Below are 11,401 nucleotides of genomic sequence, written 5' to 3'. Positions count from 1 at the left end.
TCTATGCCCTATCCCTTATGCAGCAACCTTTATAGGTAGGTTGTCACCCTCTGAGAAATCCAACAGTATGAGATTCTAAGGTTTCCCATCTAACAAGTAATAGATATCTACCATTAACTTCGATGCAGCGATGGAGTTCATGGGATAAATATCCATTCATTGAAGAAATAATTTTGGAAGCTTTTTTGAAAGAATATTCAAAATCAGATTCCATCCCAGGTTTAACATGAAGCATCACTGCCTCAAGAATCATAAACTATTTCCTGAAAACTGAAGATAATGCCGTTTAGTATAGTGCGATCGCGTACACCATAGCAGATTAAAAATAATTCTTCAGTAAATAGATAATTGCAGCACAAAACGGAGTATATTGCCCGTTACTATCGAGTTGCTCATAGCCTTCAGCAAGCTGCTGTCTTTCTTCATTAGTCAAATCTTCAATACCCAGCAATGCAGCATCCATTGCTACTCTCCGCATATTTTGCAGCTTGTTAATATTGAGCGCTAGCTTCTCAATCGTTGTTTCAGCAGCAGCTTGTTTAGCTGGATCATTTGTTGGTTGAATTTCGCCGGATGCAGGATATTTAAAGAACTCATTGCAGTTTATTTCCAGAGGTGAAACCATCAGATGCTTATCGTACCAATACTTTTTCTCATGTCCACAATGTACGGGAACGGGAGGAGGTTCTTCACTTTCTCCTTGACATGAAGCGATGAGATTTGTGTAATCCAGCGCCAAATTTGGATAGCTGCTACGGGGCTTGAAGTGTTCTATGTGGCTTGTTTCTCTGGTGATCCGCATTCCACAATAACAGCAGATATATCCCTGTTCTTGTAGCAGAGAATCATGCACAATTACTTTCTCAGGTTTCTGAAAATTATCATCCCAATTAGGTTTCCAATCATCATTTTCTAGAGCCTTCCAATTGCTAAATTTTTCTGGCTCTTGATTCTTTTTAATGTACTTCATCGATTGAGAATTTCCTTCCGTCGGATGAGTACATCTGCTCGTACAAACTCCGGTTCATCTACTCCAATTTCGGCTGCTAACTCTTGACGTAATTGCCTAGCACCTTCCAAATTTCCTGCATCAATCAGTCGAAACAATTCTAAAAGACTTGTCTTAATTTCTTGTGGACGTTCTGGAACATCCATGAGGTCTTCTAGAATACGATTGCTATCTCTTCCAAAGGAACTTTCTGGACGTTTGGCGATAACACCTTCATTGGTTTTTTCTAAAATATAAATTCCTTCAGGTTTGACATGACTAATTACTTGAGGGGAATGAGTAGTAACAATAAATTGGCAATTGGGGAATGTTCTTGTTAAAGCTGGAATAATTTCTCGTTGCCATTTTGGATGTAGGTGCAGTTCAATTTCATCAATTAAAACAACTCCACAACCTTGAAGCGGTTCTGATAAACCTGGGTTAGCTATTGCCAAACGTCTTGCTAAATCTCCTACCATTGCTAATAAGCATTTCTCTCCATCAGATAGCTGATTAACGATAAGTTCTTCTTGACCTTTTTTGACAGTCATTCTTAAAGGAGAACGACGCACTCTTAAGTTAGAGAAGCCTGGAATTAGTGAATAAATAGCTTGTCTCACAGCTTCTAGTTGAGCATTTCGATAGTCAAGGTTATCTCGCCTTTCTTCATTTTCCAAATCTTCCAAAGATCGAAACCATTGAAAGAATCTGTTGAAGTTGACTCGTAATCCATTTAGAGCCTGATCGTAAGCATCTATCTGTTTAAGTGAATTTGCCTCTGTAATCTCCAAATCAACATCAATAACAGCACGATTAACTGGGTAATAAACTGCTAAAGGTAAGTTAGTCTTCTGATTCTGGTTCCACCGACGATAAATATCTTGAGCAATCACATCAAACTCTTTACTTTCGTAGTTTGCTTTCTCGCTACTTTCATTGTTACTCTTTTCAATAACCCAGGTGGATGGCCTCGATTCCAGTAAAATACTAATCTCGTTTAGTGTTTTCTGACATCCATTGGTGATATCCTCTTTACTCAACACGCGCTTTTTGATATCAGGCTGACCAGGAACAGCTTGTTCATATTCATTCCTGGATTTTAATTGAAAAGTGACTCCTCCTTTTATTACCCTTCTTGATTCAGCATAAGAAATCTCTCTTATCAGAAGTGACAAAAGAATAGCAATACAATCAAGAATACTAGATTTACCAACGCCATTTATACCGATAAGTACAGTTGCAACTGTCTGATCAAATTTCAGCGTCAAATCATCGATTCCACGAAAGGATTGCATTTTTAGGCGCTTGACTTTCATCGTCTTAATAATGTTGAAAGTAATTAATAGGTGGGCATTGCCCACCATACATATAATTAGATAAACAAGGATTAAGCTGACTTTAACTTAATAACTCCCTTATCAAAAACGCGGTTATCAGTGCCAATGCCGCTTAATTCTATTCTATCTGCATACACTTCATAAGCGGCGAAACTTAAATTACTCGTAGAGTATTCTGTCCATTCATTTTTACCTACAGGACGATTACCTGCACCTGCTCCACAGATTAAGTAAGTCGTGCCATTAATGGCACGGGTGCGTTCATAATGGTGTTCATGTCCGTTGATATAAAGTTGTACGCCGTATTTTTGAAATAGGGGAGTAAAGGTTTTAATAAAATCTGGATTACTGCCATAGGCTCCTGATGCATAAATTGGATGATGTCCAAATACTACTTTCCAGGAAGCTTTGCTGAGGCTTAATTGTTTTTCTAACCAAGCTAGTTGGTTTTTCCAGTCAGCATTACCGTTAGTATCTAGGGCAAAAAATTGTACATTTCCTCGGCTAAATGTATAGTAGCGTCCCTTCATATTAAAGCCGGGATATTTAAGTTGTAATTCGCCATTGGCAGTGCGAATATCATGATTACCTAAACAAGCTTGAAATTTCACACCTCGCTTGAGCAAATCTTGATAGGGACGCTCAAACACCTCACCAATTTTTTCAATTTCACCGTTGTTATAAATGTTATCTCCAGCTAAAACTACTAAATCGTAAGGATTTTGTTTTTGATAAAGAGTCATCGCCCTAGCTACAGCATATTGTCCTTTAGCACCAGTGCCTGTATCTGCAACTGAGACAAAACGTAGTAGCAAGTCCTTTTTGAGGGGATTGGCGGCGATCGCTGTGTCTGCTTCAGTTAAATCAGCGCTTTGAGTATTTTGCCGAGTTAATATCCAGCCTAATCCTGTAGTGATGGCTCCAAGGCTAGTTAACAATAAAAATTGACGGCGTTTTAGGTTCATAAAACATCAAATTCAATAAGTAGTCAGTTTAGCTTAAGTACAAGTCACCGTAAAAAGCTGATCTACTTATTAAACGCTGAATTTGGGAAACGTTATCAAGCAATGGTAAATCTTAAAGGGATGGACAACTTTGCCCATCCCCTAAATTCATCAACTCTGCGCTACACCTTCTTGACGCGCTGCTTGTTGCACAGCAGCAGCCACAGATGCGGCGACTCGCTTATCGAATACTGAAGGAATAATATGTTCCGGATCTAAATCTGAAGGTTTAACTAAAGATGCGATCGCAGTTGCAGCTTCCAGATACATTGTGGCGGTAATTGTTTGTGCGCGACAATCTAAAGCACCGCGAAATACTCCCGGAAAAGCGAGAACGTTATTGATTTGATTCGGGTAATCACTGCGACCGGTAGCCATAACAGCAACATCTTTTGTGACTAACTCTGGCTGAATTTCTGGAATCGGATTTGCCATTGCAAACACAATTGGATCTTTCGCCATCGATTGCACCATTTCTACCGTCAAAACTCCTGGTGCGCTGACGCCGATAAATACATCAGATCCTTGCATTGCACCAGCTAAAGTACCTTGGGCTTTAACTGCAAATTCGCGCTTTTCTTCTGTTAAGTCAGTACGACTGTTAGAGATAATACCTTTAGAGTCGCACATCCAAATTTTTTCTGCCCCAGCTTTGCGTAGTAATCGCGCGATCGCTACTCCCGCCGCCCCAGCGCCGTTAATCACAATTCGTATTTCTGCCATTGACTTATGTACAATTTTCAAGGCATTAAACAAGGCTGCTAAGGTAACAATTGCTGTACCATGTTGGTCATCGTGAAACACAGGTATATCTAATTCCCGCCGTAGTCTCTGTTCAATCTCAAAGCAGCGAGGGGCGGCGATATCCTCCAGATTTACCCCACCAAAAACGGGAGCAATATTTTTTACTGTCCGCACAATCTCATCTGTATCTTGAGTTGCCAAGCAGATAGGAAAAGCATCAATTCCAGCAAATTCTTTGAACAGCATTGCTTTACCTTCCATCACTGGTAAAGCCGCCGCCGGTCCCAGATTTCCTAAACCCAAAACAGCACTACCATCAGTGACAATAGCAACGGTATTTTTTTTGATGGTTAAGTTATGAACTTCCTCTGGATTTTGGGCGATCGCTGTACAAATCCTACCTACTCCTGGCGTGTAAGCCATTGCAAGATCGGAAACACTTCTTAAGGGAATTCTGCTGGTAATGCTGATTTTACCCCCGCGATGCAAATTAAAGGTGCGATCGTACACATTCAGCATTTGAATGTGCGGTAATGCTTTGACTGCTTGCACAATGGTTTCAGCTTGTTCAGTGCTAGCAGCATCCACAGTAATATCGCGGGTGGACTCTTTGCGGGTTTGCTCGATTAAATCAATTTGTCCTAGTAGCCCGCCATTAGCTGCGATCGCCTGTGTAACTGACGCCAGCATCCCCACGCGATTGGGAATCTGCAAGCGGAGCGTCAAACTAAAACTAGAATTAGGAGTGAGGTCTGCCATTTTGGTTTTAGATTTAAATTTCAGATTTTATATTGAATTGCTTATTAATAATCTCTTTAAAATCTCAAATGTCATATTTTACTAATCTAAGCGAGTCACAATTTCGTAAATTTACTCGGCAACACCAGATATTTTTCTGTCCCATCTGCTCAATCACGTAGCAGCGGCCGGTGAATGCCTTTGTCAACAGCTTTAGTTGCTCCGAGTCTATCTGTGATTCCACGAAAAAAGCGCTCTCTAATTAGAGAGCGCTGTTAATTTATATTAACCGAGTATTAACCATGAATTGCAGAATTTAGCCAAGCTACAGGCACTACCTCACCAGCCGCCAAATCTAGCGGGAAGTTGTGAGCATTGCGTTCGTGCATTACTTCAATACCAAGGTTGGCGCGGTTAACCACATCCGCCCAGGTATTAACTACACGACCTTGAGAATCCAGCACTGATTGGTTAAAGTTAAACCCATTTAAGTTAAATGCCATCGTGCTAATACCCAAAGCTGTTAACCAGATACAAACTACAGGCCAAGCAGCCAAGAAAAAGTGCAAGGAACGAGAATTGTTAAAGCTGGCATATTGCCAGATTAAGCGTCCAAAGTAACCGTGAGCCGCTACAATGCTGTAGGTTTCTTGTTCTTGACCAAATCTGTATCCATAGTTGATCGATTCAGCTTCAGTTGTCTCCCTAACTAACGACGAAGACACCAAAGAACCATGCATAGCACAGAATAAAGAACCGCCGAATACACCTGCTACACCAAACATATGGAAGGGGTGGAACAGAATGTTATGTTCTGCTTGGAATACAAGCATGAAGTTAAACGTGCCACTAATACCTAAAGGCATTCCGTCAGAGAAGCTACCTTGACCAATGGGATAAATTAAGAATACCGAAGTCGCCGCAGCTACAGGTGCAGAGTAAGCAACACAAATCCAAGGACGCATTCCTAGACGATAGCTTAACTCCCATTGCCGACCAAGCCAACAGAAGATTCCAATCAGAAAATGTAAAACAATGAGTTGATAAGGGCCACCGTTGTAAAGCCATTCATCCATCGAAGCTGCTTCCCAAAGCGGGTAGAAGTGCAAACCGATGGCGTTAGATGTGGGTACAACAGCACCAGTAATGATGTTATTACCGTAGAGCAAAGAACCAGCAACTGGTTCGCGAATGCCATCAATATCGACGGGTGGTGCCGCGATAAAGGCAATAATGAAACAAATTGTAGCAGTCAATAAAGTGGGAATCATTAAAACACCAAACCAGCCAATATAAAGCCGATTTTCAGTGCTAGTAATCCACTGAGTAAACCGATCCCACTGGTTGCCGCTTTCGCCTCGTCTTAGAGTTGTGGTCATGGCTATATCGTTTTTAAATTAACAACAACAAGCTGTCTCAATTCATCAAAAATTGAGAATTTATGCTGTTTTCAAAGATGTTTGCCAAATACCTTCTCCCTAATCACCGGGACTGTGCTAAATCGCCTCACACCATAAAATATTACTCATCCATTTCCCTAGGGAGACGGTGTGAAAACAGGGAAAAATTTTCCCGGCTCTAATATCAGGTTGTACATAAATTTTTTGTATTTATCAATAATAATTTCATGAAGTTTTATTACTATCGATACTCAAGGCTTTTCAATATCAATCTTTATATATAGTGCAATTAATAATTTCAATTCTTTTTTGTTTTTTGAAAAAATTTTTTCTCTAAACGTAAAATCACTTAAAAATTTACACAATATTGGGAAAACACTCAATAAAGTAGCTCAAAGCTGTTTCCCGTGGCATTACTCAGGCTATCAAGCCAAATTTATTAATAAGATGAAACATACTATTTTTTTCATTATGCTTCTTCATGCTTTATCGAGGAAGCTAATGTAAATTTCAAAACAGAGTTATAAGTCTAAGTCAAGATTGACTGGACTGCAAAAAATTAGGGAATGCACTGCCACAAATTCAAAAGGGTACTAATGAGTACTCTGAATATCTTTATTTCCAAATTTGGTTATATGGAAAAATCTTTGCTTTGCGATCTGAAAAGTCCTTCCATTCATCAATTGGTAGAATTTCAGGTATTACAAACCCCTGATGCTGTAGCAGTCATTTTTCAAGATCAAAAATTAACATATCAAGAGCTTAATCAAAAAGCTAATCAACTAGCCCATTACCTGAGAACGTTAGGAGTTCAACCAGAGACTTTAGTAGGGCTTTGTGTAGAGCGATCGCTCTTAATGTTCGTAGGGTTGCTAGGTATACTCAAAGCTGGTGGAGCTTATATACCCCTCGATCCTAGCTATCCCCAAGAACGCTTGGAATTCATGATCGAAGATTCCCAGATACCAATACTTGTGGCTCAAAAGCATCTAATCGAGCAATTACCAAAGCTGGAAAATGTACGGGTCGTATGTATAGATACTGATTGGCAACAGATTACTCAATACAGTAGAGAAAATCCCGATAGTAAAGTAACTGCTGAAAACTTAGCTTACACCATCTATACTTCAGGTTCTACAGGTAAACCCAAAGGTGTTCAGATTACCCATCATGCCGTCATAAATTTCCTCAGTTCTATGCGGCAAGAACCAGGGTTGACCCAAAAAGATATATTCTTAGCGATTACGACAATTTCTTTTGATATCGCAGTTTTAGAAATTTTCTTACCTCTGATTGTAGGTGCTCGCATTGTATTGGTTAGTCGTGAAGCAGTTGCTGACGGAAAACAGTTATCAAAAATTTTGACTGAATCTGAAGCTACAATCATCCAAGCTACCCCAGCAACTTGGCGTCTTTTGCTGGAATCTGGATGGCAAGGTAATAAGCAACTGAAAATATTGTGTGGTGGCGAAGCCATCACTCTTGAGCTTGCTAATCAATTGCTGGAAAAGGGTGGCTCTTTGTGGAATATGTATGGGCCTACGGAAACCACAATCTGGTCGATGCTATGTAAAGTAGAGCCTGGTAGCAGCTTTGTACCTCTAGGTCATCCCATTGCTAACACACAGATTTATTTGCTACAAGAGCCAGCACGCCGCAAGCACGATCGCCCTAAACTCGCTCCTGTTGGTGTACCAGGAGAAGTATACATTGGTGGTTACGGAGTTGCACGGGGTTATCTCAACCGTCCAGAATTAACTCGTGAAAGGTTCATTCCCAATCCCTTTAGTAATGAGCCAGGGGCACGCCTCTACAAAACTGGAGATTTAGCTCGTTATCTACCAGATGGAAATATTGAGTTCATGGGCCGGATTGATTATCAAGTTAAGATCCGTGGCTTTCGAGTTGAATTAGGAGATATTGAGACAGCTATTAGCAAACATCCAGCCGTAAAACAAGCAGTAGTGATTGCTAGAGAAGATCGACCAGGAAATAAATGCTTGGTCGCTTATGTTGTTCCTAAAATTCACCAAGATGAGTTGGAGTCATCAAAACCAATCAATCATTGTTCTACTGAGCAACTTCAGGAATGGAAGAAGGTGTGGAATGCTAACTACACCAATTCACCAGAAGACTGGGCTGGCTGGAATGATAGTTTTACTGGTCTACCCATACCAGCTGATGAGGTGTGTGAATGGGTAGACACAACGGTTGAACGCATTCTTTCTCTACATCCGCAGCGAGTATTAGAGGTTGGATGTGGAAAGGGACTACTTCTATTTCGCATTGCTCCTCACTGTAGTCATTACGTAGGTACTGATATTTCGGCAGAAGCTATCCATCATATAGAGCAGCAACTGCGGACTGTTAAGCAAGATTTGTCTTACGTCAAGGTATCCGAAGGCGCAGCCCATGAACTTGAAGGATTAGAACCAGCTAGCTTTGATACGGTGATTATCAACTCTGTAATTCAGTACTTCCCTAGCGTGGATTATCTGTTGCAGGTCATTGAGAAGATTGTCAAGTTGATTAAACCAGGAGGGCAAATTTTTATTGGTGACGTTCGTAGTTTACCGCTACTAGAAACTTTTCACAGCGCAGTTCAACTAAACCAAGCTATTTCTTCTCTTTCTAGCCATCAACTCCAGCAGCTAATCAGAGAACGAATTCTTCACGAGAGAGAACTAGTACTTCATCCAGATTTTTTTTCTGCTGTCAAGCAACATATCCCTCGGATCAGTTATGTTCAAACCTTACTCAAGCGAGGTCAATCTCAAAATGAACTGACTAGGTTTCGCTTCGATGTCATTCTTCATATAGAAACTAATATGTATTCGCACGCAGAGCCGTTATGCTGGGATTGGCAACAACATAATCTTTCACTTCAACTAATTTGCCAATTACTCCAAGAGCAGCAACCACAAACTATCAAGATTACCAATGTGCCTGATGCTCGGATTTTCCTAGATATAAAGGCAGTGGAAATATTAGCAAGTAATAACAGACCAAAAACAGTAGGAGAATTACAACAATCGTTGCAGCAGTTTTCTCAAGATAACGGGGTACATCCAGAAGAATTTTGGACCATCGGCCAATACATACCTTATAGTGCCGAAGTTACTTGCTCTGAGTGCAGGAATCCTAGTACTTATGATGTGCTATTGCAAAGTCAATTAGAAGCAATAGACCAAAAGAATATCTTGATGTTGCCAGAGTCAGTAGGGGAATTGAAGCCTTGGAGCGCCTATGCTAATAATCCTATACAAGTAAACGACAAAATTAATGTAGTTCCCCTTTTACAAGCCTTTCTTAGGGAGAAATTACCCGAATACATGGTTCCTTCAGCATTTGTAGTCATGGAGACTTTACCCCTGACATCAAATGGAAAAATCGATCGGCGATCGCTTCCCAAGCCCAAAAAAGACCGAGCAATTTCCACGGAGGTCTACATTGCACCTACCACTTTGCTGGAAAAACAACTTGCTGAAATTTGGTCTGAGATATTAGATATTGAACCGATCGGAATCTATGATAACTTCTTCGATCTGGGAGGGCATTCTCTATTAATAGTTCATTTGCTGTCTCGTATAGAAAATACGATGAAAATAGAGTTGCCTCTGTCCTATGTTCTTAAGGAGCCAACAATAGCTGGATTTATAAAAGCTATTGATATGTTGGATACCTCAAGCCATGCTCCTTCTATTAAAGAAGAAACTCATGTGGACTGGGAGAGTGAAGTTATTCTAGACCCAACAATTCACCCTCAAGTAGAGTTTGTAGAATTAGCAATTGAACCAGAGCATATCTTTTTAACCGGAGCGACGGGTTTTTTAGGTGCTTTTATTTTGTACGAGCTAATACAACAAACAACAGCAAATATTTACTGCCTAGTTCGCGCTTCTAATATTGAAGAAGGTAGACAAAAAATTCAAATCAATCTAGAACGTTACATGCTTTGGAGCGATAAGTTAAGTTCTAGAATAATTTCTGTAGTCGGAGATTTATCAAAACCGCTATTGGGATTAACTGACGAAGATTTTAAAGATTTAGCTAGTAAGGTTGATCTGATTTATCACGCTGGGGCACTCGTAAACCTAGTTTATCCTTACAGCGCATTGCAACCTACCAATGTATTCGGAACCCAAGAAATTTTGAGATTAGCTTCTCAGGGAAAAGTTACTCCTATTCACTTTATCTCAACTATTGATGTACTTAAGCCTCTAATCTTTCATCCGAGGAAGACAGCGATCCGAGAAGATGAGCGTTTAGCCTATGGTAAAGAGCTAACCAGGGGTTATACCCAAACTAAATGGGTTGCCGAACAGCTAGTCATAGCAGCTCAAGATCAAGGAATTCCTGTTAGCATCTACAGACCAGGAATGATTTCAGGTAATAGTCAAACAGGTGCTTATCACACAAACGACCTAATGGCTAGAATCATCAAAGGTATGATTCAAATGGGATCTGCACCCGATCTGGATAAATGGGTGAATATAACTCCTATAGACTACGCCAGTCAAGCAATAGTACATCTATCAAGACAACGAGAATCCTTAGGAAAGGCCTTCCATATTATCAATCCTCATCCGTTTCCTTGGAAGCAGCTTGTGAGTGAAATCTGCGGTTTAGGCTACTCAATACAATTACTACCACATGAAGAATGGCAAGCTGAGTTGCTACAACTAGAAAGATTTCAAGAAAATGTTTTAATCCCTATTAAATCGCTATTTACCGAAAAGAATACTCAAACTCAGATGACCTATTTGGAAACATTTCTGCTGACATCTCAAGCCTTTGATTGTCAAAATACCCTCAAGGGTCTGAAAGAGACTTCTATCGTCTGCCCCCATGCCGATAGCAAGCTTTTGAGTGCTTACTTTTCCTATTTCATACAAAGTGGCTTTTTGAAACCTCCGATTGGCAATACTGAAGAAAATCATTCATTAGTGCAGGAATCATTGAAACAGCAAGTCAATCGGATGATTAAAGCAGGTTAGATAACACGAATAATTCTGCTATAGCCGCATTCTCAAGTTTTAAACAATACACTCTAATATCTATCTATGAATTAGACACCAGTAAATTTTTATTGAGAGTGCAGAAGTTAAATCGAAATCTATTGAATAGCTTTCCTTATATGCGCCGCATTAAGCGATTGTATGATGCTCTCAGGAATTTCGTGGCAATTGT

6 protein-coding genes and 1 pseudogene are annotated in these 11,401 nt (G+C 40.1%); 1 reads left to right on the top strand and 6 read right to left on the bottom strand.

The annotated features are described in order from the left end of the window. Positions 1-46: 46 nt before the first annotated feature. The 6 genes and pseudogenes from BV375_RS30800 to psbA all read right to left on the bottom strand — a co-directional run. A pseudogene (locus BV375_RS30800) lies at positions 47-253 on the bottom strand (antibiotic biosynthesis monooxygenase); the annotation flags it as partial. 66 nt (positions 254-319) lie between these two features. Further along, positions 320-970 carry a retron system putative HNH endonuclease gene (locus BV375_RS30795; protein WP_086767610.1) on the bottom strand — a complete coding sequence of 217 codons (651 nt, stop codon included), beginning with the start codon at positions 968-970 and terminating at the stop codon, positions 320-322. Beyond that, positions 967-2,304: an AAA family ATPase gene (locus tag BV375_RS30790; RefSeq protein ID WP_086767618.1), complete on the bottom strand. Its 1,338-nt coding sequence runs from the start codon at positions 2,302-2,304 to the stop codon at positions 967-969. The genes BV375_RS30795 and BV375_RS30790 overlap by 4 nt, the downstream gene beginning before the upstream one ends. A gap of 71 nt (positions 2,305-2,375) precedes the next feature. Then, entirely contained in the window at positions 2,376-3,290 is a 915-nt protein-coding gene (locus BV375_RS30785) for a metallophosphoesterase (protein ID WP_086767608.1), read from the bottom strand. A 150-nt stretch (positions 3,291-3,440) separates the two neighbouring features. Continuing rightward, positions 3,441-4,832 (bottom strand): malic enzyme-like NAD(P)-binding protein, encoded by a 1,392-nt coding sequence (locus BV375_RS30780; protein ID WP_086767606.1) that lies wholly within the window; start codon positions 4,830-4,832, stop codon positions 3,441-3,443. Positions 4,833-5,107: 275 nt separating this feature from the next. Continuing rightward, positions 5,108-6,190 carry a photosystem II q(b) protein gene (gene psbA, locus BV375_RS30775; protein ID WP_086767604.1) on the bottom strand — a complete coding sequence of 361 codons (1,083 nt, stop codon included), beginning with the start codon at positions 6,188-6,190 and terminating at the stop codon, positions 5,108-5,110. A 617-nt stretch (positions 6,191-6,807) separates the two neighbouring features. On the opposite strand from psbA, the gene BV375_RS30770 reads away from it, so the two are divergent. Beyond that, positions 6,808-11,208 (top strand): amino acid adenylation domain-containing protein, encoded by a 4,401-nt coding sequence (locus tag BV375_RS30770; protein ID WP_208099215.1) that lies wholly within the window; start codon positions 6,808-6,810, stop codon positions 11,206-11,208. Positions 11,209-11,401 lie beyond the last annotated feature (193 nt).

Source organism: Nostoc sp. 106C, assembly GCF_002154725.1.
In the GTDB taxonomy this organism is placed as follows: Bacteria; Cyanobacteriota; Cyanobacteriia; order Cyanobacteriales; family Nostocaceae; genus Aulosira.
The sequence above is the reverse complement of the archived record's forward strand: the minus strand, read 5'-3'. Positions and strand labels throughout refer to the sequence as shown.